Genomic DNA, 24,386 nt, shown 5'->3' with positions numbered 1-24,386 from the left:
ACTCACTCGCCCGGCGTCGCGTCGGGTGCGGCGGGGGCTGCGGGGGCGTGCTCCGCGCGGAAACGGGCCACATCCGGCCGGGCGCGCCACGGCTCAGGTCCCTCCAGGGGGCGGAAGCCGACTCCGGCCGCCTTCAGCCGCGCGAGGTGGCCGGGGATCTCCGGATCGCCGGTGAGCCGGGAGAGGAAGTCCTCGAAGCCGGGTTTCCGGGTGCACCACGCCACCTCGGAGAACGCGCAGAGGCGCGGGAACGCATGGAAGTCGCGGATCCTCTGATCCACCAGGTATTCGCTCCAGAGCTGGGCCTGAACCCCGGCCACCGCGCCGCCGTGGTCGCGCTCGAGGGCTGCGATCCGGTCGGGAACGGGGTCGAAGCCGTGCACCTTGTCGAGTGGCAGCACCGGCCAGAAGGCGCTCGGTTCATCGGGATGGTCGCTTTCCCGGTAGTCCAGGTACGTGAACTCGTGCTGGGAGATCACGGTCCGATGACCCCGTTCGAGACTGAGTTCCACCGTGTCCACTCCCAGCCAGGCGTTGACGATCGCACTCTGCGGCAGGGCCTCGCCGATCGCCTCGTGCCACACGCCGGTCTGTCGGCCGTGGCCGGCCAGGTGATCGGCGAGACGTCCCAGGAACCAGCCGTGCAGGGAGGCGACGGACGCGAGCCCGAGCTCCTGCGCGCGGGCGACGATCTCCGGCGATTCCTCCCAGCGCGTGTACGGCACCTCGTCGCCGCCCAGGTGGATGGTGGGCGACGGGAAGACCGAGACCAGCTCATCGAGCACGGTCCGGTAGAAGTCGAGGGTCCGTTCGGAGGGGTCGAGGATGCAGTCGCTGACGCCCCAGCGGGTGCTCACCTCGACGTCGGGTGAGCCGACGCCGAGGAACGGGTATGCGGCGATCGCGGCGACGCTGTGACCGGGCAGGTCGATCTCCGGAACGATCGTGATGCCACGCTCCGCCGCGTAGGCGACGGCCTCGCGGAGCTGCGACTGCGTGTAGAAGCCGCCATGCGGATGCCCTGCCATGAGAGCGTGTTTCAGATCCGGGGTGTCATAGGCGACGGGGGTGTCCCGACGCCAGGACGCCACCTCGGTGAGCCGGGGGAAGGCCTTGACCTCGAAACGCCACCCCTGGTCGTCACTCAGGTGGAGGTGCAGGACGTTGAGCTTGTGCGCGGCGAGCAGGTCGATGAACCGCAGGAGCTCGCTGAAGGGCATGAAGTGGCGGGCCACATCGAGCAGGACGCCACGATGCGCGAAGCGGGGCGCGTCGGCCACCCGGAGGCGGGGGAGCGAGTGCACGGTGCGTCCATGCGCACGACGGCGGGCCGACCCCTGCGGCACGAAGGCCTCGGGCCCGCTGAGCTGACGGAGCGTCTGCCAGGCATGGCGCACGCCGTCCAGGTCGGCGGCCTCCACGCGGATGAGTTCGTCGATGTCCAGCCGGTACGCGCCGGGGGTCAAAGACGGGTCGGCGCTCACGAGCAGCAGGGCGTCTTCGGGATCCGCGTCGTCCAGCCGGACCCCGAGCCAGTCCTCCGCCTGATGGCGCAGCAGGGCCCAGCCCGGATCGTCGGTCTGAAGGTCCGTGGCGAAGGCGAGCCGGGCGGGGACGGGCAGGTGCCCGGACAGGAGTTCCAGGGACTCCGGAGCCGGGACCAGCGGGGGAATGCGCATGGAGAACCTCTTCGCGAGTAGGGGGTCTGGATGGACACCAGCCTGCCACACGAGGCCGACATGGAAATTCGAACAGGTTTTCGATTAGCATGACTAGGTGCCTCATGTCAGCGGTGAACAAGTCCTGTCTCCTGAACAGCTCAACCACAACCACGGCGCGGCCCGCCTGAACGGCGCCGGCTCGCCTGGTCATGCCCCGTCGTCGCGCCTGGTGGTGAAGGGCGCCCGCGAGCACAATCTGCGCAATGTGGACCTGGATCTGCCCCGGGACGCCATGATCGTCTTCACGGGCCTCTCCGGCTCCGGGAAGTCCTCGCTCGCGTTCGACACGATCTTCGCCGAGGGCCAGCGCCGCTACGTGGAATCACTGTCCGCGTACGCGCGCCAGTTCCTCGGACAGGTGGACAAGCCCGATGTCGATTTCATCGAGGGTCTGTCTCCGGCGGTCTCGATCGACCAGAAGTCGACCAGCAAGAACCCCCGGTCCACCGTCGGCACCATCACCGAGATCTACGACTACATGCGCCTGCTCTGGGCGCGTGTCGGCCGCCCGCACTGCCCGATCTGTGGCGAAGAGGTGACCCGGCAGACCCCGCAGCAGATCGTCGATCAGCTGCTGGAGCTGCCCGAGGGCACCCGCTTCCAGGTGCTCGCGCCCGTGGTGCGCGGCCGGAAGGGCGAGTTCGTGGACCTGTTCAAGGAACTCGGCGCCAAGGGCTTCGCCCGGGCCCGGGTGGACGGCGAGCAGATCCAGCTGACGGACCCGCCCAAGCTGGGCAAGCAGTACAAGCACACCATCGAGGTGGTGGTGGACCGTCTGGTGGTCAAGGACGGCATCCGGCAGCGTCTCACCGATTCGGTCGAGACCGCCCTGGGTCTGGCCGAAGGCCGCGTGCTCGCGGACTTCGTGGACCTCGACGCCGAGGACCCGGGCCGGGTGCGCGCGTTCTCCGAGAATCTGGCGTGCCCGAATGAGCACCCCCTGGCGATCGACGAGATCGAACCGCGGTCCTTCTCCTTCAACAACCCGTTCGGCGCCTGCCCCGAATGCACGGGCATCGGCACCAAGCTCGAGGTCGACGAAGAGCTCGTGGTTCCCAACCCGGAACTGAGCCTGAACGAAGGCGCCATCGCCCCGTGGTCCCTCGGCGCGGCCACGCAGGAGTACTGGAACCACCTGCTGTCCGGCCTCGCGGACGAGCTCGGCTTCTCGATGGACACGCCCTGGGAGAAGCTCGGCAAGGCGGTCCGTGAGACCGTGCTGCACGGCAAGGACCACAAGGTGGTGGTCCAGTACCGCAACCGCTTCGGCCGCGAACGCAAGTACAGCACCGGCTTCGAAGGCGTGGTCCAGTACGTGCACCGCAAGCACGGTGAGACCGAGTCGGACTTCGCCCGTGACCGGTACGAGGAGTACATGCGGCAGATCCCGTGCCCCGCCTGCAACGGCGCACGGCTCAACCCGGCGTCGCTGTCGGTGCTGATCAACGGCAAGTCGATCGCGGCCGTCTGCGCCATGCCCATGCGGGACTGCGTCGAGTTCCTGGGCAGCCTGGAGCTGTCCCCGCGCGAGGCGCAGATCGCCGCGCAGGTGCTCAAGGAGATCCACGCCCGCCTGACCTTCCTGCTCGACGTCGGGCTGGATTACCTCAACCTGGAACGCCCTTCCGGGACCCTGTCCGGCGGCGAGGCCCAGCGCATCCGCCTGGCGACCCAGATCGGTTCAGGTCTGGTCGGCGTCCTGTACGTGCTGGACGAACCGTCCATCGGTCTGCATCAGCGGGACAACCGCCGCCTGATCGAGACCCTGACCCGCCTGCGGGGGCTGGGCAACACCCTGATCGTGGTCGAGCACGATGAGGACACCATCCGGGAAGCCGATTGGATCGTGGACATCGGCCCGGGCGCCGGTGAACACGGTGGCAAGGTCGTCCATTCGGGCACCTACAAGGAGCTCCTGGCCAACACGGAGTCGCTGACCGGTGACTACCTCTCCGGCCGCAAGGGGATCGACGTGCCGGCCAAGCGCCGTCCGTACGACCGCAAGCGGGAGCTCGTGGTGGTCGGGGCCCGCGAGAACAACCTCAACAACGTCACGGCGCGCTTCCCCCTGGGTGTGCTCACCGCCGTCACCGGTGTGAGCGGCTCCGGCAAGTCCACGCTCGTCAACGAGATCCTGTACAAGGTGCTGGCCAACAAGCTCAATGGCGCCCGCCAAGTGGCCGGCCGCCACAAGACCGTGGAAGGCCTCGAGCACCTGGACAAGGTGGTCCACGTGGACCAGAGCCCGATCGGGCGCACCCCGCGGTCCAACCCCGCCACCTACACCGGGGTGTTCGACAACATCAGGAAGCTCTTCGCCGAGACCAACGAGGCCAAGGTCCGTGGGTACCTGCCGGGGCGCTTCTCCTTCAACGTCAAGGGCGGCCGCTGCGAGGCGTGCTCCGGCGACGGCACCCTGAAGATCGAGATGAACTTCCTCCCGGACGTCTACGTTCCCTGCGAGGTCTGCCATGGAGCCCGGTACAACCGGGAGACCCTGGAGGTCCACTACAAGGGCAAGACCATCGCGGATGTGCTCAACATGCCCATCGAGGAAGGGGCGGAGTTCTTCTCGGCCTTCACCCCGATCGCCCGGCATCTGAACACCCTGGTGGACGTCGGTCTCGGCTACGTGCGGCTGGGCCAGCCGGCCACGACCCTGTCCGGTGGCGAGGCTCAGCGCGTCAAGCTCGCGGCGGAGCTCCAGAAGAGGTCCAACGGCCGCAGCATCTACGTGCTGGACGAACCCACCACGGGCCTGCACTTCGAGGACATCCGGAAGCTGCTGCTGGTGCTCCAGGGGCTCGTGGACAAGGGCAACACGGTCATCACGATCGAGCACAACCTGGACGTCATCAAGAGCGCCGACTGGATCATCGATCTCGGACCCAACGGCGGCTCGGGCGGCGGGCGGATCATCGCCACGGGAACCCCCGAGCAGGTCGCGGCCACGGAGGGCTCGTTCACGGGTGAGTTCCTGGCCGAGATCCTCGAGGGAAGCCCGGCCAAGTAGTCGCGTGACGGCATACATCGGCCCGAAGCATGCCGCGTGGCGCATGGGTGTTTTCTGTCCGTGCGTCCGGCATGAGAAACTACCTCGGTGACTCTCGCTCAAGCTGCCGTGCTCTTCGACCTGGACGGGACCCTCATCGATCCCGCGGGCGGGATCACCGGCGGAATCGCAGCGGCTCTCCAGGAGGCGGGCCTTCCCATTCCATCCGATCAGGCGCTGCAGGCAATGGTCGGCCCGCGTCTGAGCCATGCTCTGCAGGAGTTCGCAGGGGTGCCGGAACAGCGGGTCGATGAGGTCATCGCCCTGTACCGGCGTCACTACCGGACCACGGGCATGGCGGCCAGCCGTGTGTATCCCGGCATCCGCGAGGCCCTGGCGGAACTCCGTGCGCGGGGATACGCTCTCGCGGTGGCCACCCAGAAGCCCCGCACCCTGGCGCTCGAACTCCTGGGCCTGCACGGCCTGGTGGAGTCCTTCGACGCCGTGCAGGGCTCCTCGGACGATGAGAGCGCACAGGGCCCCGGCCACGGTGTGCCTCTCGGCAAGCAGCAGATCATCGCCGCGGCGCTCGAGGACCTGGGGGCCCCGGCCTCCGCGGTGATGGTGGGGGACCGGTACCAGGACGTCGAGGGCGCGACGGCGAACGGGCTGCCGTGCATCGGCGTCGCCTGGGGCTTCGCCGTGGACGGCGAACTGGAACGCGCAGGGGCGGTCACGGTGGTCTCCTCCACCGATGAGCTGCTCCGTGGACTGCCCGGCCCCGCCGGTGCGCACTCCGGTGAGCCACAGGTCGCCGGAAGGGAAGCGGCGGCCACGGTGGCCGCCGTCAGGGGAGCAGTGGTTGATGGAGCAGCGGAGGAAGAAGACCATGGCCGTATTTGACGCAGTTCGCTTCACCACCCGGACCCTCATCAAGGGCACGTGCCGCCCCACGGTCACCGGGCTGGAGAACGTCCCGACCGATGGCCCGTTCATCGTGGCGCCGAATCACCTGTCGTTCTTCGACAGCGTGATCGTCCAGGCTCTCATGCCGCGCCCGGTGGCGTTCTTCGCCAAAGCGGAGTACTTCACCGGCACGGGCGTGAAGGGCAAGGCCATGAAGGCGTTCTTCGAGTCCGTCGGTTCCATTCCGGTGGAACGCGGCGAACAGGCTGCGAGCGTCCAGGCGCTCAAGACTCTCCTGGACATCCTGGAAAACGGTAACGGCGTGGGCATTTACCCCGAGGGCACACGCTCCCGCGACGGTCTGCTGTACCGCGGCCGGACCGGCGTCGGCTGGCTAGCCCTGACCACGGGCGCGCCCGTGGTGCCCGTCGGACTGATCGGCACGGACAAGCTCCAGCCGGCCGGCAAGAACACGCTCAAGCCGCAGCATTTCACGATGGTCGTGGGAGAGCCGCTGTACTTCGAGAAGACGGGGCCGGACCATTCCCTGCCCGCGCGCCGTCAGGCGACGGACCGCATCATGGACGCCATCGCGACGCTGAGCGGTCAGGAACGGGCCAGCGGCTACAACCAGGTGCGCACCAGCGAGTGATCTAGAGAAGCGGAGGAGCCATGGCGGATCCGGCCAGCTACCGGCCCAGGACGGGCGAGATCCCCACCGAACCCGGGGTCTACCGCTTCCGTGACCAGCACGGGCGGGTCATCTACGTGGGCAAGGCGAAGAGCCTCCGTTCGCGCCTGAACTCCTATTTCGCCAAGCCCGCGGGCCTCACCCCGAAGACCTATGCGATGGTCCACGCCGCGTCGAGCGTCGAGTGGACCGTGGTGGGCAGTGAGCTCGAATCCCTCCAGCTGGAATACACCTGGATCAAGGAGTTCAAGCCGCGGTACAACGTCGTGTTCCGCGACGACAAGAGCTACCCCTACCTGGCCGTCACGATGGGGGAGAAGTTCCCCCGCGTGCAGGTGATGCGCGGCGAACGCCGGAAGGGCGCCAAGTACTTCGGCCCGTACACGGCCGGCGCCATCCGCGAGACCATGGACACCCTGCTGCGGGTGTTCCCGGTCCGGAGCTGCAGCGCCGGGGTGTTCCGGCGCGCTGAGGCCAGTGGCCGGCCCTGCCTGCTCGGGTACATCGACAAGTGTTCGGCCCCGTGCGTCGGGCGCATCAGCGAGGAGGACCACCGGGCCCTCGCGGAGGACTTCTGCTCCTTCATGAGCGGAGAGGCCGGTCGCTTCCTCCGCCGCCTGGAGCGGGAGATGAAGGACGCCGTCGCGGAGCTCAACTACGAGCAGGCCGCACGGATCCGTGATGACATCGCCGCCATGCGCAAGGTGTTCGAACGCAACGCCGTGGTGCTGGCCGACTCGACCGACGCCGACCTCTTCGCCATCCACGAGGACGAACTCGAGGCGTCCGTCCAGGTGTTCCGCGTCCGGGGCGGCCGGATCCGGTCCCAGCAGGGCTGGGTGGTCGAGAAGGTCGAGGACACCACGCCCGCGGACCTGATCGAGCACCTCCTTCAGCAGGCCTATGGCGAAGAGGCGGGCAACACGGACCGCATCCCGCGCGAAGTCCTGGTCCCTGTGCTGCCGCCGGATCCGGCGCAGCTCGGTGAATGGCTGAGCGGCCTCCGGGGCAGCCGCGTGGAGATCCGCGTTCCGCAGCGGGGTGACAAGGCCCAGCTCATGGAGACCGTGCGGACGAACGCCGAACAAGCGCTCAAACTCCACAAGACCCGCCGGGCCGGGGACATCACGACCCGTTCTCTCGCCATCCAGGAACTCCAGGAGGCGCTCGAACTCGACGAGCCGCCGCTGCGCATCGAGTGCTTCGACATCTCCCACGTCCAGGGCACGAACGTCGTGGGCTCCATGGTGGTGGTCGAGGACGGCCTGCCGCGCAAGAGCGAGTACCGGAAGTTCACCATCACGGGCGCCGCCGCGCACGATGACACCGCCGCCATGGACGACGTCTTGACGCGACGTTTCAAGGCCTATCTGCGTGACCGTGTCCACGTCCCCGAGACGCTGGGCCGGGCCGACGACGACGGCGGCGGGACTGACAGCGCTGCGCCTGACAGCGCTGCGTCCGAAAGCCCAGTGCCCGAAAGCCCAGTGTCCGTAAGCCCAGCGCCTGAAAGCCCAGCGCCCGAGGTGGCCGCTCTCGGCGTCCCCGTGCAGCCCGGCAAGTTCGCCTACCCGCCGAACCTCGTCGTCGTCGACGGCGGCAAGCCCCAGGTGGCGGCGGCCCAGCGCGCGCTCGATGCGCTCGGCATCACCGAGGTGCGGGTCGTCGGTCTGGCCAAGCGGCTCGAGGAGGTCTGGCTGCCCGACAGCGACTTCCCCGTGATCCTGCCGCGTGCCTCGCAGGGTCTCTACCTGCTGCAGCGCATCCGTGACGAGGCGCACCGCTTCGCGATCACCTTCCATCGCCAGCGGCGCGGCAAGGCCATGACCGCGTCCGCGCTGGACGGCGTCCCGGGCCTCGGAGAGAGCAAGCGGAAGGCGCTGCTGTCCCACTTCGGGTCGGTCAAGAAGATGCGGGCCGCCACGGTCGAGGAACTGTGCGAGGTCAAGGGCATCGGCACGGTCCTGGCCACCGCCATCCACGCCCACCTCACCCGCGAGAGCGCCGATGAGGTCCCGGCCGTGAACTACACCACCGGTGAGATCCTCGAGCCCTGAGCGTCGGGAAAGTTCGCTAGGCTTGAGGCAGCCGCGTCGCCGGGCCGGCGGTGCCGGACGCACTGATCCAAGGAGCAGGAACCCCCATGTCGGACGCAGAAGTGACCAGTCCCGCCGCAGAGGGCGCGGCCCAGGAGCACGGCGCCCAGGAGCACAACGCCGAGCTGCTGATCATCACCGGCATGTCCGGCGCGGGGCGCAGCACGGCTGCGGATGCGCTGGAGGACCACGGCTGGTACGTCGTGGACAACATCCCGCCGAAGATGCTCAACATGCTCACCGAGATCGTCTCCCACGCCGGGCCGGCGATCCCGAAGCTCGCGGCCGTCGTCGACCTCCGCAGCAAGGGGCTCTCCGCGAACATCCTCGAGTCCCTCAACACGCTGTCCGCGAGCGGCATCAAGTACCAGGTCCTGTTCCTGGACGCCTCCGACGAGGTGCTCGTGCGCCGCTTCGAGCAGGGACGCCGACCGCATCCGCTGCAGAACGGCGGCCGGATCCTGGACGGGATCGCCGCTGAGCGCGAACTGCTCAAGGATCTGCGCCACAAGGCCGACATCGTGCTGGACACCTCCTCGCTGAACGTGCACGGTCTGGCCAGCGCGGTCACCGATCTCTTCACCGACTCGGGGCCCGTGGTGCTCCGTCTCAACGTCATGAGCTTCGGGTTCAAGTACGGCCTGCCCGTGGACGCGAACTACGTCGCCGACGTCCGGTTCCTGCCCAACCCCCACTGGATCCCCGAGCTCCGTCCGCACACGGGCCAGGACGAGGATGTCCGGGACTACGTCCTGGCCGCGTCCGGCGCGGAGGAGTTCCTGGAGAGCTACGTCAAGGCCCTGGAACCCGTCCTGGCGGGCTACCGCCGCGAGAACAAGCACTACGCCACCATCGCCGTCGGCTGCACGGGCGGCAAACACCGGTCCGTGGCGATGTCCGAGGAACTGTCGAAGCGCCTCGCCCAGCTGCCCAACGTCACGGTCAACACGAGCCACCGAGACCTGGGGCGCGAATAGTGACGATCTTCACCGGCCAGCTCCCGCTGGTCCCACCGGGTGGCCGCGCCGCAGCTCAGGATGGCGCCGGCCCCGCCGTGGTGGCCCTGGGTGGCGGCCATGGGCTGTCCGCCACCCTGAGCGCGCTGCGCCTGCTCACCACCTCGCTCACGGCGGTCGTGACCGTGGCCGACGACGGCGGCTCGTCCGGCCGTCTGCGCCAGGACTTCGGCGTCCTCCCTCCCGGCGACCTCCGCATGGCGCTGGCGGCGCTCTGCGACGACACCGACTGGGGACGCACCTGGCGTGACGTCATGCAGCACCGGTTCCGGGGGCGTCCCGGGGGCAGTGGCGCCCTCGACGAGCACGCCATGGGCAACCTCCTCATCATCACGCTGTGGGAGCTGCTGGGCAATCCCGTGGACGGTCTCAAGTGGGCCGGAGCCCTTCTGGGCGCCCGCGGTCAGGTCCTGCCGATGTCCACCGTCCCGCTGACCATCGAGGGGGAGGCGAAGATCCCCGGTACGGATGGCGAGACCGGTTCGCGCACGATCCGCGGTCAGGCCCAGTGCGCCGTCGCGGGGGAGCTGGAGAACGTCCGGCTCATCCCGCAGGACGCTCCGGCCTGTGCGGAGGCCCTGAGCGCGATCGAGCTCGCGGACTGGGTGGTCCTCGGACCAGGGTCCTGGTACACCTCGGTGCTGCCGCATCTGCTGCTGCCGGAGATGCGTTCGGCGCTGGCGAGCACGCCGGCGCGGCGGGCCCTGGCCATGAACCTGACCACGGAGACCAAGGAGACGGTGGGCATGAGCGCCGCCGATCACCTGCGCGTGCTGCGCGAGTACGCCCCCGAAGTCGGTTTCGACGTGGTGATCGCGGATCCGGATTCCGTGGGCGACCGCGAGGAGTTCATCGCCGAGGCCGGCCGTCTGGGAGCCGAAGTCCATCTGGCCACCGTGCGGAGCCCGCGCTCCGCCGCGGTGCACGACCCGCTGCGGCTGGCCACCGCCTATCACGAAGTTTTCAACAGGAAATAGGAGCACGTGTGGCGCTGACCGCATCCGTCAAGGAAGAACTGTCCCGGCTGGACGTGAAGAAGGTCTCGGAACGCAAGGCCGAGGTCTCCGCTCTGCTGCGCTTCGCCGGGGGACTGCACATCATCTCCGGCAGGATCGTGATCGAGGCCGAAGTGGACCTCGCCGCCACCGCGCGCCGGCTCCGGGCCGCCATCTTCGAGGTGTACGGCCATCAGAGTGAGATCATCGTGGTGTCCGGGGGTGGCCTGCGGCGGGGCTCACGGTACGTCGTGCGCGTGGTCGTGGACGGTGAATCGCTGGCCCGCCAGACCGGGCTGCTGGACTCCCGCGGACGGCCCGTGCGGGGGCTGCCGCCCGTCGTCGTGAACGGCTCCGCGGCGGACGCAGAAGCCGTCTGGCGCGGCGCGTTCCTGGCCCACGGTTCCCTGACCGAGCCGGGCCGGTCCTCCGCTCTGGAGATCACCTGTCCCGGACCGGAGGCCGCGCTGGCGCTGGTGGGCTCCGCCCGCCGGCTGGGCCTGGCCGCGAAGGCGCGTGAGGTGCGCGGCGTGGACCGCGTCGTGATCCGCGACGGCGACACCATCGCCGCGCTGCTCACCCGCATGGGCGCGCACGACGCCCTGATGGTCTGGGAGGAGCGCCGCATGCGCAAGGAGGTGCGCGCCACCGCGAACCGCCTCGCGAACTTCGACGACGCCAACCTCCGCCGTTCGGCGCAGGCCGCCGTCGCCGCCGGCGCGCGCGTGGAGCGTGCCCTCCACATCCTGGGGGAAGACGTGCCGGACCACCTCAAGTACGCTGGTGAACTGAGGGTGGCCCACAAGAACGCGAGCCTCGACGAGCTCGGCCGGCTGGCCGACCCGCCCATGACGAAGGACGCGATCGCGGGGCGCATCAGGCGCCTGCTGGCCATGGCGGACAAGCGTGCCGCCGAGCTCGGCATCCCGAGTACGGAGGCGAATGTGACAGCCGAGATGCTGGACGAATAGACAAAAGGCCTGGTCGTCACATGAAGTAGTGCGTGGAATGCCCGGGCTGGGCGCGGTGTTGTGCCAGTCAGGGGCCATGCCTCACAGATTTCCGGGGAGCGATTCCCGGATTGACAACAAGTCAACACAAGGACCCGTGTCCTAACGTTTGGAGGAATCAGTGTCTGAGTACGTACTCCCGGAACTGGGCTACGACTACGCGGCGCTCGAGCCGTACATCTCGGCTCGCATCATGGAGCTGCACCACGACAAGCACCACGCTGCCTACGTCGCCGGCGCCAACGCCGCACTGGCCGGTCTCGCCGAAGCCCGTGAAAAGAACGACTTCGCCAACATCAACCGTCTCTCCAAGGATCTGGCGTTCCACACCGGTGGACACACCAACCACTCCGTGTTCTGGAAGAACCTCTCCCCGGACGGAGGCGACAAGCCCGAAGGTGAGCTGGCCGCCGCGATCGATGACGCCTTCGGCTCCTTCGACGCCTTCCGTGCGCAGTTCACCGCCGCGGCTCTCGCGCTGCAGGGTTCCGGCTGGGCCTTCCTCGCCTACGAGCCCATCGGTGGCAACCTGCTCATCGAGCAGCTCTACGATCAGCAGGGCAACGTCGCCGTCGGCACGACCCCGCTGCTCATGCTCGACATGTGGGAGCACGCCTTCTACCTGGACTACGTGAACGTCAAGGCCGACTACGTCAAGGCGTTCTGGAACATCGTGAACTGGGCCGATGTGGCCGAGCGCTTCGAGGCGGCCCGCAACGGCGCTTCCAAGCTGATCACCCTGTCCTGATCACCCCGGGAATTCACGCCCCGTCCGGCCTGCCGGGCGGGGCTTTTCCGTGCCGTAATATAGCTCACTTTTGCCGCCCGCCCCGCGCGGTCACTTGCCCCGGACACCCGCATTAAACGTAAGATAGATCACGGAAGGCCTCGTGCCTTCAGCAACGTGGCTGCGAGTCCTTTCACAACGGTAATTCTCTCTGCCCAATGGCGTGCGGGGTCTGTATGTCGGACCTGGTCCGACTCGATACGTGCGTCGTCGTGGCGCATGAAGGAGATTGCACAGTGACCACCCGTATTGGCATCAACGGCTTCGGCCGTATCGGCCGTAACTACTTCCGTGCAGCCCTCGCGCAGGGTGCGGACCTGGAAATCGTCGCCGTCAACGACCTGACCAGCCCGGAAACCCTGGCTCACCTGCTCAAGTACGATTCGGTCACTGGCCGTCTGGGCGTCTCCGTCGAGGTTCAGGATGGGGACCTCGTCGTCGACGGCAAGCACATCAAGGTGCTCGCCGAGCGCGATCCCGCCAACCTGCCCTGGGGCGAGCTGGGTGTCGACATCGTCATCGAGTCCACCGGTTTCTTCACCAAGGCCGCCGACGCCAAGAAGCACATCGAGGCGGGCGCCAAGAAGGTCCTGATCTCCGCTCCGGCTTCGGACGAGGACATCACGATCGTCATGGGCGTGAATGACGAGCTCTACAACAATGAAGAGCACAACATCATCTCCAACGCCTCCTGCACCACCAACTGCCTGGGCCCGCTGGCCAAGGCCATCAACGACGCCTTCGGCATCGAGCGTGGCCTCATGACCACGATCCACGCCTACACCGCGGACCAGAACCTGCAGGACGGCCCCCACAAGGATCCGCGCCGTGCCCGTGCCGCCGCCATCAACATGGTTCCGACCTCCACCGGCGCCGCCAAGGCCATCGGCCTGGTCCTGCCCGAGCTGAAGGGCAAGCTGGACGGCTTCGCCGTGCGCGTCCCGGTCCCGACCGGCTCCGCCACCGACCTGACCGCCACGCTGTCCCGCGAGGTCACCGTCGAAGAGGTCAACGCCGCCGTCAAGGCTGCTTCCGAGTCCGGCTCGCTCAAGGGCTACCTGACCTACACCGAGGACCCCATCGTCTCCTCGGACATCGTCACCGACCCGGCCTCCTCGATCTTCGACGCCGGACTCACCAAGGTGATCGGCAACCAGGTCAAGGTCGTCTCCTGGTACGACAACGAGTGGGGCTACTCCAACCGTCTGGTGGACCTCACCGAGCTGGTCGCGTCCAAGCTGGGCTAAGCTCTAAATCATGACGTCTCACACCCTCAACGAGCTCCTCGCTGAAGGTGTCCGCGGGCGGCACGTTCTGGTCCGAAGTGACCTGAACGTGCCGCTCGACGGCTCTTCAGTGACAGACGACGGCCGCATCCGCGCCTCACTCCCGGTCCTTCAGAAGCTGGTCGACGGCGGCGCCCGCGTCCTCGTCTCCGCTCACCTCGGCCGCCCCAAGGGCGCTCCCGAGGAGAAGTACTCCCTCAAGCCGGCAGTGGACCGCCTGGCCGAGCTGGCCGGCTTCCCGGTCAGCCTCGCCGCGGACACCGTGGGCGCTTCGGCGCAGGACCTCTCCGCGAAGCTCGCGGACGGCGAGGTCCTGGTGCTGGAGAACGTGCGTTTCGATCCGCGCGAGACCAGCAAGGACGACGCCGAGCGCCAGGCCTTCGCCGCCGAGCTCGCCGCGCTGACCGGAGAGAACGGCGCGTACGTGGACGACGCGTTCGGCGCCGTGCACCGCAAGCACGCCAGCGTTTATGACATCGCAACGATCCTCCCGTCCTACCAGGGTGATCTGGTCAGGACCGAGGTGGAGGTGCTGCAGAAGCTGACCGTCTCCCCGGAGCGCCCGTACGTGGTGGTCCTGGGCGGCTCCAAGGTCTCGGACAAGCTGGCGGTCATCGACAACCTCATCGGCAAGGCGGACACGCTCCTGGTGGGTGGCGGCATGCTCTTCACCTTCCTGGCCGCAGCCGGGTACAAGGTCGGATCCAGCCTCCTGGAGGAGGACCAGATCCCGGTGGTCCAGGACTACCTGGCCCGCGCCGAGGCCGCCGGCAGCCGCTTCGTGGTGCCGACCGACGTCGTGGTGGCGAGCCGCTTCGCCGCCGACGCCGAGCACGAGGTCGTTCCCGCGAGTGCCATCGAGGAGAGCGCCTTCGGCGCCTCCGGCATCGGCCTGGACATCGGACCGGACACCGCGGCGGCTTTCGCCGAGCACATCCGTGGCGCCAAGACGGTCTTCTGGAACGGTCCCATGGGGGTCTTCGAGTTCGAGGCGTTCTCCCAGGGCACCCGGGCGATCGCTCAGGCGCTCACCGAGACCGACGGCTTCACGGTGGTCGGCGGTGGCGATTCCGCCGCGGCCGTGCGCACCCTCGGTTTCTCCGATGACCAGTTCGGCCACATCTCCACCGGCGGTGGCGCGAGCCTGGAATACCTTGAAGGCAAGGAACTTCCTGGTCTGAGCGTTCTGGACCGCTGAGGAACGGGAAAGGCCGCGGCGCCGAGCCGCGGCCTTTCCTGTCCCACCCACATCATCCCCTCGACAGTCACGGAGGCCATTGTGACCACCACCCCCGAGCGCACGCCGCTCATCGCCGGCAACTGGAAGATGAACATGGACCACCTACAGGGCATCGCGCTCCTGCAGAAGCTGGCCTGGACCCTGGAGGACAAGAAGCACGACTACCAGCGGGTCGAGGTGGCGGTGTTCCCGCCGTTCACCGATCTGCGCGGCGTGCAGACCCTCGTGCAGGGTGACGACCTGGACATCGAGTACGGCGGTCAGGACCTCTCGCAGTACGACTCGGGCGCCTACACCGGTGACATCTCCGGTGACTTCCTGAACAAGCTGGGCTGCCGTTACGTCCTGGTGGGCCACAGTGAGCGCCGCACGATCCACGGTGAGAGCGACGAGGTCCTCAACGCCAAGGTGCAGGCCGCCTACCGCCACTCGCTCATCCCCGTGCTCTGCGTGGGTGAAGGGCTCGAGATCCGCCAGGCCGGCACGCACGTCGAGCACACGCTGACGCAGCTCCGCGCCGACGTCGCGGGTCTCAGCGCCGAGCAGGCCGCCGAACTCGTGGTCGCGTACGAGCCCGTCTGGGCCATCGGAACCGGTGAGGTCGCCGGCCCCGAGGATGCTCAGGAGATGTGCCAGGCGATCCGCGCCGAGCTCACCGAGCTCTTCGGCGCCGAGGTGGCCGCGAAGACCCGCCTGCTGTACGGCGGTTCGGTGAAGGCCGCCAACGCGGCCGCGATCCTCGGCCAGGCCGACGTCGACGGCGTGTTGGTCGGCGGTGCCAGCCTGGATGCAGCTGAGTTTGCTAACATTGTCAGGTTCGAGGAGCACGCCGGCGCCTAGCCGGCAGCGTTCCTCACCTCATCGACGCAGAAAGGCCGTTGTGGGCGTTCTCCAAGTCATCCTGCAGATCCTCCTGGGAGTGACGAGCTTCCTCCTCACTCTCCTGATCCTCCTGCATAAGGGCCGCGGTGGCGGTCTGTCCGACATGTTCGGCGGCGGCATGACTTCCGGCCTGAACTCCTCCGGTGTCGCCGAGCGGAACCTGAACCGTTTCACGGTGATCCTGGGCGTGACCTGGGCCGTGGTGATCATCGGCCTCGGCCTGATCATGAAGTTCAACGGCGCTGCCAGCTGACCGGCCGCAGCGACTCGGAAGGCCCCCGGCGTGACGCCGGGGGCCTTCGTCGTTAAGTAGCTCAGGGAAACGGCCTGCTTGCCGGGCCTGGGAACCACGAAGGGGTGGCGAGCCGCAGCTCGCCACCCCTTCGTCGTGTGCGCCGTGCGTCAGAGCCCGCGAGGCTCCTTGTGCACCAGGTTCTCGGGAACCTTGGCGGCAGCGGCCTCGTCGATCAGCCACAGGGTGCGGTTCCGGCCTCGGGGACCGGCCGCAGGGACCTGCACGGTGCCGGCGCCGGCCAGGGCGAGCCCGACGGCTCCGGCCTTGTCATCGCCGGCCACGACCATCCAGACCTCGTCCGCCGTGTTGATGGCGGGCAGGGTCAGGGAGATCCGCTGCGGCGGCGGCTTGGGGGAGTCCTGGACACCTACCACGAGGGCCTCCTTCTCGCGGATGCCGGCCATCTCCGGGAAGAGCGACGCGACGTGCGCGTCGGGGCCGACGCCGAGGAGGAGGACGTCGAAGCGGGGGAGCGCCGGAGCGACGTCGGGGCGCTGATCCGAATAGTCCGCGGCGTGCTCGGCCGCGGCCGCCTCGGCCAGACGGCGCGCATAGTCCGCCGCGGCGTCGTCGACCGAGTCGAACTCATCCGAGGAGCCCGGCACGTGCACGCGCTCGGGATCCAGGTCCAGGCTGTCCAGAAGAGCCTTCTGTGCCTGGACGGCGTTGCGGTCCGCATCCTCGGCGCCGACGAAGCGCTCGTCACCCCACCAGAAGTTGACCCGGCGCCAGTTGACCGCCGGAGCGGCCGCCGACTCGGCGACGGCACGCAGCGTGCCGATGCCCACGGTGCCGCCCGTGAGGACCACCGTGGCCTCCCCGAAGCGGTCCTGGGCATCGACCAGCTTGGTGACCAGCCGGGCGGCGATGGCCGCCATCAGGACCTGTGAGTCGGGATGGACGCTCACCCGTGGTTCGTGGGTCATCTCAGGCACTCCTTTGCGCGATTCGAGGCAATCCTTCGGTCAATACTTCCCCGAAGACCTCGTCCGGGTCCAGCCGGCGCAGTTCTTCGGCGAGGCAGTCCTGAAGGCCACGACGCGGGAGGGAGATCCGCTGCAGGGGCTGATCGGGCTGGCTCAGCTCCGCCACGGTGGTGCCCGGGCGGTGCAGCTGGACGTCGCCGGACGGGCGACGGATCAGCACACGACGGATGCCGGTGCCGGCGGGGTCCTCGACGATCTTCACGGGGACGTCGAAGGCCAGGGCGAGCCACGAGGCGAGCAGCAGGGTGCTCGCGGAGTCGCTGGCGCCCTCCACCTCGACCTCGGTGACGGGGGAGTCGTCCACCTGATCGAACGCCGCCGCGAGCTGGATGCGCCAGTTCGTCAGACGCGTCCAGGCGAGGTCCGTGTCACCCGCCTGGTACGTGCGCCGGATGTTGTCCAGCGCCGCCACCGGATCCGCCTCGTTCGCGGAATCGGTGATGCGGCGGTGGGCGATGCGGCCGATGGACGTTCCGGAGGCGTCCTCCGGGGCTCCGTGTGGCCACCAGGCGACGATCGGAGCGTCCGGCAGGAGAAGGGCGGACACGAGGGATTCGCTCTCCTCAGAGAGGCGTCCATAGCCGCGCAGCACGATCACCTCGGAGGCGCCGGCGTCGCCGCCGACACGGATCTCCGCGTCCAGGCGGTCCGGTTCCTCGGCGCCCGCGTCCGCGAGCACGATGATGCGGCACGGGTGTTCGCGGCTGGCCTCGTTGGCGGCCTGGATGGCTTCGTCCTCGAGCCCGTTACGGGTGAGGACCACGAGGGTGAGCACACGGCCGAGGGCGATGACGCCGCCCTGTTCCCGCAGCTTGGTGATCTCCTTGGAGATCTTGGAGGTGGTGGTGTTGGGAAGTTCGACGATCATGGCCTTCTCCAGGTGCGTCCGTCACGGGCCAGGAGCTCGTCCGCGGAGGACGGACCCCAGCTGCCCGGGGCATACGGTTCGGGTTGTTCCTCCAGGCTGGCCCAGTACTCCTCGAACGGATCGAGGATCTTCCAGGACAGTTCCACCTCCTGGTGGCGGGGGAAGAGCGGCGGCTCACCCAGCAGGACGTCCAGGATGAGGCGCTCGTACGCCTCGGGGCTGGACTCGGTGAAGGAGTGGCCGTAGCCGAAGTCCATCGAGACGTCGCGGACCTCCATCTGTGTGCCCGGCACCTTCGAACCGAAGCGGATGGTGGCGCCCTCATCGGGCTGGACCCGGATCACCACGGCGTTCTGTCCGAAGTCCTCGTCGCCGTTCTCGCGGAACAGCAGGTTCGGGGCCTTCTTGAAGACGACGGCGATCTCGGTCACGCGGCGGCCCAGACGCTTGCCCGTGCGCAGGTAGAACGGCGCGCCGGCCCAGCGCCGGGTGTTGATGTCCACCCGGATCGCGGCGAAGGTCTCCGTGGTGGAGTCCGCCGGGATGCCTTCCTCTTCCAGGTAGCCGAGGACTTCCTCGCCGCCCTGAAGACCGCCGGAGAACTGGCCCCGGGCGGAGTGCGTCGAGAGGTCATCCGGCAGCTTGACGGCCGCCAGGACCTTCTCCTTCTCCGCGCGGAGATCTTCGGCGTTGAAGGAGATGGGCTCCTCCATGGCCGTCAGCGCGAGGAGCTGCAGGAGGTGGTTCTGGATGACGTCGCGGGCCGCGCCCACGCCGTCGTAGTAGCCCGCGCGGCCGCCGGTGCCGATGTCCTCGGCCATGGTGATCTGCACGTGGTCCACGTAGTTGGCGTTCCAGATCGGCTCGAAGAGCTGATTGGCGAAGCGGAGCGCCAGGATGTTCTGGACCGTCTCCTTGCCGAGGTAGTGGTCGATGCGGAACACCGAGTCCGGGGGGAACACGGATTCCACGATGTCGTTCAGCGCGCGGGCCGACTCGAGGTCATGGCCGAACGGCTTCTCGATGACGACGCGGCGCCACGTGCCCGGCTCGGCCTGGGCGAGGCCGTGCTTGGACAACTGGGTGCAGACGAGCTCGAAGGCCTTCGGCGGGATGGAGAGGTAGAACGCGTGATTGCCGCGCGTGCCCCGTTCCCGGTCGAGCTCTTCGATGGTGGCCTTGAGACGTTCGAAGGCCTCGTCGTCGTCGAATTCGCCCTGCACGAAGCGGATGCCCAGGGACAGCTGGTCCCAGACCCGCTGATCGAAGGGCGTCCGGCAGTGCTGCTTGACGGATTCGAGGACCTCGGCGGCGAAATCCTCGTTCTCCCACTGACGGCGGGCGAAACCCACCAAGGCGAAGCTGGGAGGGAGGAGCCCACGGTTGGCCAGGTCGTACACGGCCGGCATGAGCTTCTTACGGGCGAGGTCGCCCGTGACACCGAAGAGGACAAGGGAGGACGGACCGGCAATCCGGCTCAGACGGCGGTCCCGCGGATCCCGCAAGGGGTTCCGGAGACCGCCGTTCTGGGCGCCAGGTTCACGTGTTGGCATAGTGCTTGAGGAGCCTTAGCGATATGGAGGGATGGGTTCTGGGCTCAGCGGCCCAGGTTGTTGACGATGTCCAGGAGCTGACGCACACCGGCCGCGCGGTCGGTGAGGTGCAGCCGGAGGACGGGGACGCCGTGGTCCGCGAGGACCTGTGCGTCGCCGGCGGCCTGAGCCGAGATCAGCTGTCCGAAGGTGAACGGACGCTCCGGGATGACCACATCGGTGGAACTGTCCGCCGTGATCTGGAGGAACACGCCCTCGGCGGGCCCGCCCTTGTGGAACTGGCCGGTGGAGTGCAGGAAGCGCGGACCCCAGCCGAACGTCACGGGGCGACCGGTCACGGCGACGAGCGGGTTGCGCACCGACTCGAGCTGCGGGTAGGCGAGACGGTCCAGGTAGGCCTGGACGCTCACGTAGCCACGGTCGCCCAGACGGCCGAGCAGGGCCTTGAGGGCGGACTCGACGGTGTCGTTCACCTCGGCGTCGGCCAGCCACTCGCCGCCGCGCACCTCGATGGCGCCGTCGGTGAAGTCGGCGGGCACCGGCTCCGGACGGGCGTCGAGCAGACCGCGTGCGGCGACCTTGGCGGCCTCCACGTCGGGCTGGTCGTACGGGTTGATGCCGAGGAGGCGCCCCGCCACGGCGACGGCGAACTCCCAGACGACCATCTGCGCAGCCAGCCCGCCGGCGATCTCGACCTCGTTGCCGGTGGCGGCAGCGTCGTCGTCGTCCGGGGAGACGAGCCGGACCACCAGGACGTCAGGGGCGTCCAGGGTCAGCTCCGGAGCGTCAGCCGGAGCGACGACGGGCAGCAGGCCCTTGCCGCTCTTGCCGGTGGACTCGGCGATCAGCTGCTCCGCCCAGTCGGCGAAACCGACGATCCCGGAGCCGTTGTCCACGATCACGATCTTGTTCCGGAGCGGATCGGTGCCACCCAGCGCGGCGCCGAGCGCGAGACCGATGTTGTCCGTGTCGTCCTCGTTGAGGATCTCGAGGGTGTCCTCGGCCTCGTCCAGGAGCGCCGCGATGTCCACGCCGGCCAGGCCCGACGGCACCAGGCCGAAGGCGGTCAGCGCGGAGAAGCGGCCGCCGACGTTCGGGTCCGCGTTGAAGACGGCCCGGTAGCCCGCGGCGCGCGCGGCCTCGTCCAGGGGCGAGCCCGGATCGGTCACGATCACCACGCGGCTCTTCGGATCGATGCCGGCCGCCTCGAACGCCGCCTCGAAAGCGCGGCGCTGCGAGTCGGTCTCCACCGTGGAACCGGACTTGGACGACACGACGACGACGGTCCGCTCCAGGCGGTCGGCGAGGGCCGCGGCGACCTGCTCCGGGTCGGTGCTGTCCAGCACCGTGAGCTCGACGCCGGCCGTCGCGGTGATGACCTCGGGGGCCAGCGAGGAGCCACCCATGCCGCAGAGGACGACATGGTCGATCCCTTCGGCGTGGAGCTCCTCCCGCAGGCTGACGATCCCGTCCACGAGCGGACGGGAGACCGCCGGGGCCTCCACCCAGCCGAGGCGGATGGAGGACTCGGATTCGGCCTCCGGACCCCACAGCGTGGCGTCCTTGGCGATGATCCGCGTCGCGACGTGGTCCTGGACCAGCTGGTCGATGTGACGGGTCTTGGCGTCGGCGGCCGCGCCGGCGGCGTCGTAGCTCAGGGTGCTCATGGAGGGGTCAGCCTTCCTGGGATGCGGTGTTGAGTGCAGCCTGGACGTCGGCCAGCAGTTCCTTCCAGCTGGCGACGAACTTGTCGAGGCCCTCGGTCTCGAGCTTGGCCACGACGTCGTTGTAGGAGACGCCGAGCTTCTCGAGCGCGTCCAGGACCTCGTTGGACTCGGCGTAGGTGCCGGTGATGGTGTCACCGGTGACGTCGCCGTGGTCGAAGACGGCGTCGAGGGTCTTCTCCGGCATGGTGTTCACCACGCCCTGCGCGACGAGCCCCGTGACGTAGAGGGTGTCCGGGTATGCCGGGTCCTTCACGCCGGTGGAGGCCCAGAGCGGGCGCTGCGGGCGGGCGCCCGCGGCGGCCAGGACGTTCCAGCGCTCGGTGGAGAAGAGCTCCTCGAAGACCTGGTACGCGAGACGGGCGTTCGCCACGCCGGCCTTGCCCTTGAGGGCGGCGGCCTCGTCGGTGCCCAGCGTGTTCAGGCGCTTGTCGATCTCGGTGTCCACGCGGGAGACGAAGAAGGACGCGACCGAGTGGATCTTGGAGAGGTCCAGGCCCTTGGCCTTGGCCTGCTCCAGACCGTTCAGGTAGGCGTTGATGACCGCGCGGTAGCGCTCCAGGGAGAAGATCAGGGTCACGTTGACGCTGATGCCCTCGGCGATGGTGGCCGTGATGGCCTCCAGGCCTTCCTGGGTGGCGGGGATCTTGATGTGGACGTTGTCCTTGCCGACCTTGGCGTGCAGTTCCTTCGCCTCGGCGATGGTGCCCTCGGTGTCCCACGCCTTGCGCGGATCGACCTCGATGGAGACGCGGCCGTCGACGCCGTCCGTGGCCTTGGCCACCTCGGCGAAGACGTCGCAGGCGTCCGCCACGTCGGAGGTCGTGATCTCGAAGACGGCCTTCTCGGCGTCGGCCCCGGCCGCCGCCAGTTCCTTGATCTGCGCTGCATAGTCCTGGCCACCCGTGATGGCGGCCTGGAAGATGCTCGGGTTGGTGGTCACGCCGACCACGTTCTTCTCGGCGATGAGCTCCTGAAGATTGCCCGTGTTCAGGCGCTTGCGGGAGAGGTCGTCAAGCCAGATCGAGACACCGGCGTTGGACAGTTCTGCAGTGGGAGTGCTCATGTTTCAAATTCCTCGGTTCTGTACCTTGTTGCTCTGTACTGGCGTTGCTCGGTGCCGGCTCAGGCGGTGGCGAGCGAGTCCAGGGAGTCCTTGGCGGCGGCGACCACTGCTTCGGTGGTGATGCCGAACTCCTGGAAGAGCCGCTTGTAATCTGCGGACGCGCCGAAGTGCTCAAGCGAGATGGAGCGGCCGGCGTCGCCGACGAACTCGCGCCAGGTCAGGGCGAGGCCCGCCTCGACGGAGACACGCGCGGTCACGGCCGCCGGGAGGACGGCTTCCTGGTAGGCGGCGTCCTGCTTCTTGAACCACTCGACACACGGCATCGACACCACGCGGGTGGGGATGCCATCGGCCTGGAGTGCCTCGCGGGCCTCGACGGCCAGCTGGACCTCGGAACCGGTGGCGATCAGGATGACCTCGGGCGTGACGGAGGCGCCGTCGCGGCTGGCCTCGGCCAGGACGTAACCGCCGCGGGCCGTGCCGGCCGCGGAGCCGAAGACGTCACCGGAGGCCTCGCCTTCGCCACGGGCGTAGGTCGGGATGTTCTGCCGGGTCAGCACGATGCCTGCCGGGTTCTCGTGGTTCTCCAGCATGGTGTGCCAGGCCACGGCGACCTCGTTGGCGTCGCCCGGACGGACGACGTCGAGACCGGGGATGGCGCGCAGGGACGCGAGCTGCTCCACGGGCTGGTGGGTGGGGCCGTCCTCGCCGAGGCCGATGGAGTCGTGCGTCCAGACGTACAGGGACGGCACGCCCATGAGGGCGCCGAGGCGGATGGCGGGACGCTGGTAGTCCGAGAAGATCAGAAAGGTCCCGGAGAAGGCGCGCGTGTTGCCCGACAGGGTGATGCCGTTCACGATCGACGCGGCGGCGTGCTCACGGATGCCGAAGTGCAGGACGCGGCCGTACGGGTTGCCCTTCCACGCGTTGGTGGAGCGGCCCACGGGGATGAACGACGGCTCACCCTCCAGCGTGGTGTTGTTGGACTCGGCGAGGTCGGCGGAGCCGCCCCACAGTTCCGGCATGACCGGGCCGATGGCGTTGAGCACCTTGCCGGACGCGGCACGGGTGGAGACGTCCTTGCCGGCCTCGAACACGGGGAGAGCACCCGAGAGTTCCGAGGGCAGCTCGTGGGCCTCGAGGCGCTTGAGGAGGGCGGCGCCCTCCGGGTTCGCGGCGGCCCAGGCGTCGAACTTCTCCTGCCAGGCCTGGTGTGCGGCGGCGCCGCGCTCCACGACCTGACGGGCGTGGGCCAGGACCTCGGGGTCCACCTGGAAGGACTTCTCCGGATCGAAACCGAGGACCTCCTTCAGGGCGGCGACCTCGCCGGCGCCGAGGGCGGAGCCGTGGATCTTGCCGGTGTTCTGCTTGGTGGGGGCCGGGTAGCCGATGATGGTGCGCAGGGAGATGATGGACGGCTTGCCCGTCTCCGCCTTGGCCGCCTGGAGGGCGTTGTACAGCTCGTGGACGTCCTCGACGTACTCGCCGGTCTTGGTCCAGTCGACGCGCTGGGTGTGCCAGCCGTACGCCTCGTAGCGCTTGAGGACGTCCTCGGTGAACGCGATGTCGGTGTCGTCCTCGATCGAGATGTGGTTCTCGTCGTACAGCACGACCAGGTTGCCGAGCTCCTGCAGGCCGGCCAGCGAGGAGGCCTCGGAGGTCACGCCTTCCTGGAGGTCGCCGTCGGAGGCGATGACCCAGATGGTGTGGTCGAACGGCGACTCGCCCTCGGGGGCGTCGGCGTCGAACAGGCCACGCTCGCGGCGGCCGGAGTAGGCGAAGCCCACGGAGGAGGCGAGACCCTGGCCGAGCGGGCCCGTGGTGATCTCGACACCGGCGGTGTGCTTGTACTCGGGGTGGCCCGGGGTCAGGGAGCCCCAAGTGCGGAGTGCCTCGAGGTCTTCCAGCGCCAGGCCGTAGCCGGAGAGGAAGAGCTGGATGTACAGGGTCAGCGAGGTGTGACCGGGGGAGAGGATGAAGCGGTCGCGGCCCACCCAGTCCGGGTTCTTCGGATCGTGTCGCATCAGTTTCTGGAAGAGCAGGTAGGCGGCCGGGGCCAGGCTCATCGCCGTCCCGGGGTGTCCGTTGCCGACCTTCTCCACCGCATCTGCGGCCAGAACGCGAATGGTGTCTACCGCACGCTGGTCGAGATCAGTCCAGGACAGTTGCTGTTCTTCCACTTGTGACACGGAAACCGGGCCCCTTCTCTTGTGTGTTTTCGAGAGTGCGGCCACCCTGCGGTCCCGTGCCCGGGGCACAGCTGTGGCGCCCG

Annotated in this window: 19 protein-coding genes; 12 read left to right on the top strand and 7 right to left on the bottom strand. The window is 68.5% G+C overall.

Annotated features, from left to right (window positions below):
* Positions 1 to 2: 2 nt before the first annotated feature.
* On the bottom strand, positions 3 to 1,679 hold the full coding sequence (locus BLV63_RS11400) for a beta-N-acetylhexosaminidase (protein ID WP_066212839.1): 1,677 nt from the start codon (positions 1,677 to 1,679) through the stop codon (positions 3 to 5).
* Positions 1,680 to 1,845: 166 nt separating this feature from the next.
* Here BLV63_RS11400 and uvrA point away from each other — a divergent pair, with 166 nt between their 5' ends.
* The 12 genes from uvrA to secG all read left to right on the top strand — a co-directional run bounded on the left by uvrA (position 1,846) and on the right by secG (position 15,875).
* Positions 1,846 to 4,734 carry an excinuclease ABC subunit UvrA gene (gene uvrA, locus BLV63_RS11395; protein ID WP_066213135.1) on the top strand — a complete coding sequence of 963 codons (2,889 nt, stop codon included), beginning with the start codon at positions 1,846 to 1,848 and terminating at the stop codon, positions 4,732 to 4,734.
* Between the two features lie 87 nt (positions 4,735 to 4,821).
* A complete protein-coding gene (locus BLV63_RS11390) occupies positions 4,822 to 5,616 on the top strand; it encodes an HAD hydrolase-like protein (RefSeq protein ID WP_254780544.1) in 795 nt (264 codons plus the stop codon).
* Positions 5,603 to 6,271 carry a lysophospholipid acyltransferase family protein gene (locus BLV63_RS11385; RefSeq protein WP_066212836.1) on the top strand — a complete coding sequence of 223 codons (669 nt, stop codon included), beginning with the start codon at positions 5,603 to 5,605 and terminating at the stop codon, positions 6,269 to 6,271. Before BLV63_RS11390 ends, BLV63_RS11385 begins: the two co-directional genes overlap by 14 nt.
* 20 nt (positions 6,272 to 6,291) lie before the next feature.
* The gene (uvrC, locus tag BLV63_RS11380; RefSeq protein ID WP_066212834.1) at positions 6,292 to 8,367 is read left to right on the top strand and encodes an excinuclease ABC subunit UvrC; all 2,076 of its coding nucleotides are present in this window, start codon (positions 6,292 to 6,294) and stop codon (positions 8,365 to 8,367) included.
* 86 nt (positions 8,368 to 8,453) lie between these two features.
* Positions 8,454 to 9,383 (top strand): RNase adapter RapZ, encoded by a 930-nt coding sequence (rapZ, locus tag BLV63_RS11375; protein WP_082724078.1) that lies wholly within the window; start codon positions 8,454 to 8,456, stop codon positions 9,381 to 9,383.
* The gene (locus BLV63_RS11370; protein WP_066212831.1) at positions 9,383 to 10,399 is read left to right on the top strand and encodes a gluconeogenesis factor YvcK family protein; all 1,017 of its coding nucleotides are present in this window, start codon (positions 9,383 to 9,385) and stop codon (positions 10,397 to 10,399) included. The genes rapZ and BLV63_RS11370 overlap by 1 nt, the downstream gene beginning before the upstream one ends.
* Before the next feature lie 8 nt (positions 10,400 to 10,407).
* Positions 10,408 to 11,388 carry a DNA-binding protein WhiA gene (gene whiA / locus BLV63_RS11365; RefSeq protein ID WP_066212828.1) on the top strand — a complete coding sequence of 327 codons (981 nt, stop codon included), beginning with the start codon at positions 10,408 to 10,410 and terminating at the stop codon, positions 11,386 to 11,388.
* 160 nt (positions 11,389 to 11,548) lie between these two features.
* Entirely contained in the window at positions 11,549 to 12,175 is a 627-nt protein-coding gene (locus tag BLV63_RS11360; RefSeq protein WP_066212825.1) for a superoxide dismutase, read from the top strand.
* A 275-nt stretch (positions 12,176 to 12,450) separates the two neighbouring features.
* On the top strand, positions 12,451 to 13,461 hold the full coding sequence (gap, locus tag BLV63_RS11355; RefSeq protein ID WP_066212822.1) for a type I glyceraldehyde-3-phosphate dehydrogenase: 1,011 nt from the start codon (positions 12,451 to 12,453) through the stop codon (positions 13,459 to 13,461).
* A 10-nt stretch (positions 13,462 to 13,471) separates the two neighbouring features.
* A complete protein-coding gene (locus BLV63_RS11350) occupies positions 13,472 to 14,698 on the top strand; it encodes a phosphoglycerate kinase (RefSeq protein ID WP_066212816.1) in 1,227 nt (408 codons plus the stop codon).
* 81 nt (positions 14,699 to 14,779) lie between these two features.
* Positions 14,780 to 15,580, top strand: a complete 801-nt coding sequence (tpiA, locus tag BLV63_RS11345; protein ID WP_066212814.1) for a triose-phosphate isomerase — start codon at positions 14,780 to 14,782, stop codon at positions 15,578 to 15,580.
* Between the two features lie 40 nt (positions 15,581 to 15,620).
* Positions 15,621 to 15,875 (top strand): preprotein translocase subunit SecG, encoded by a 255-nt coding sequence (gene secG / locus BLV63_RS11340; protein ID WP_066212811.1) that lies wholly within the window; start codon positions 15,621 to 15,623, stop codon positions 15,873 to 15,875.
* Between the two features lie 149 nt (positions 15,876 to 16,024).
* Here secG and pgl read toward each other — a convergent pair whose 3' ends face one another.
* Genes pgl through tkt form a run of 6 tightly spaced genes read right to left on the bottom strand, consistent with a single transcriptional unit; the run spans position 16,025 to position 24,294 of the window.
* The gene (gene pgl, locus BLV63_RS11335) at positions 16,025 to 16,843 is read right to left on the bottom strand and encodes a 6-phosphogluconolactonase (RefSeq protein WP_066212809.1); all 819 of its coding nucleotides are present in this window, start codon (positions 16,841 to 16,843) and stop codon (positions 16,025 to 16,027) included.
* A gap of 1 nt (position 16,844) precedes the next feature.
* Positions 16,845 to 17,771: a glucose-6-phosphate dehydrogenase assembly protein OpcA gene (locus tag BLV63_RS11330; RefSeq protein ID WP_066212807.1), complete on the bottom strand. Its 927-nt coding sequence runs from the start codon at positions 17,769 to 17,771 to the stop codon at positions 16,845 to 16,847.
* The gene (gene zwf / locus BLV63_RS11325) at positions 17,768 to 19,324 is read right to left on the bottom strand and encodes a glucose-6-phosphate dehydrogenase (RefSeq protein ID WP_066212804.1); all 1,557 of its coding nucleotides are present in this window, start codon (positions 19,322 to 19,324) and stop codon (positions 17,768 to 17,770) included. Before zwf ends, BLV63_RS11330 begins: the two co-directional genes overlap by 4 nt.
* Positions 19,325 to 19,368: 44 nt before the next feature.
* Complete coding sequence (locus BLV63_RS11320) at positions 19,369 to 20,991, bottom strand: phosphoglucose isomerase-related protein (RefSeq protein ID WP_066212801.1); 1,623 nt, start codon at positions 20,989 to 20,991, stop codon at positions 19,369 to 19,371.
* 7 nt (positions 20,992 to 20,998) lie between these two features.
* The gene (gene tal, locus BLV63_RS11315) at positions 20,999 to 22,114 is read right to left on the bottom strand and encodes a transaldolase (protein ID WP_066212798.1); all 1,116 of its coding nucleotides are present in this window, start codon (positions 22,112 to 22,114) and stop codon (positions 20,999 to 21,001) included.
* Positions 22,115 to 22,173: 59 nt separating this feature from the next.
* Complete coding sequence (gene tkt / locus BLV63_RS11310) at positions 22,174 to 24,294, bottom strand: transketolase (RefSeq protein ID WP_066212795.1); 2,121 nt, start codon at positions 24,292 to 24,294, stop codon at positions 22,174 to 22,176.
* Between the last annotated feature and the right edge of the window lie 92 nt (positions 24,295 to 24,386).

It is taken from the genome of Arthrobacter woluwensis (genome assembly GCF_900105345.1).
Taxonomy (GTDB): Bacteria; Actinomycetota; Actinomycetes; order Actinomycetales; family Micrococcaceae; genus Arthrobacter_E; species Arthrobacter_E woluwensis.
This window is presented reverse-complemented; position numbering and strand designations above follow the sequence as displayed.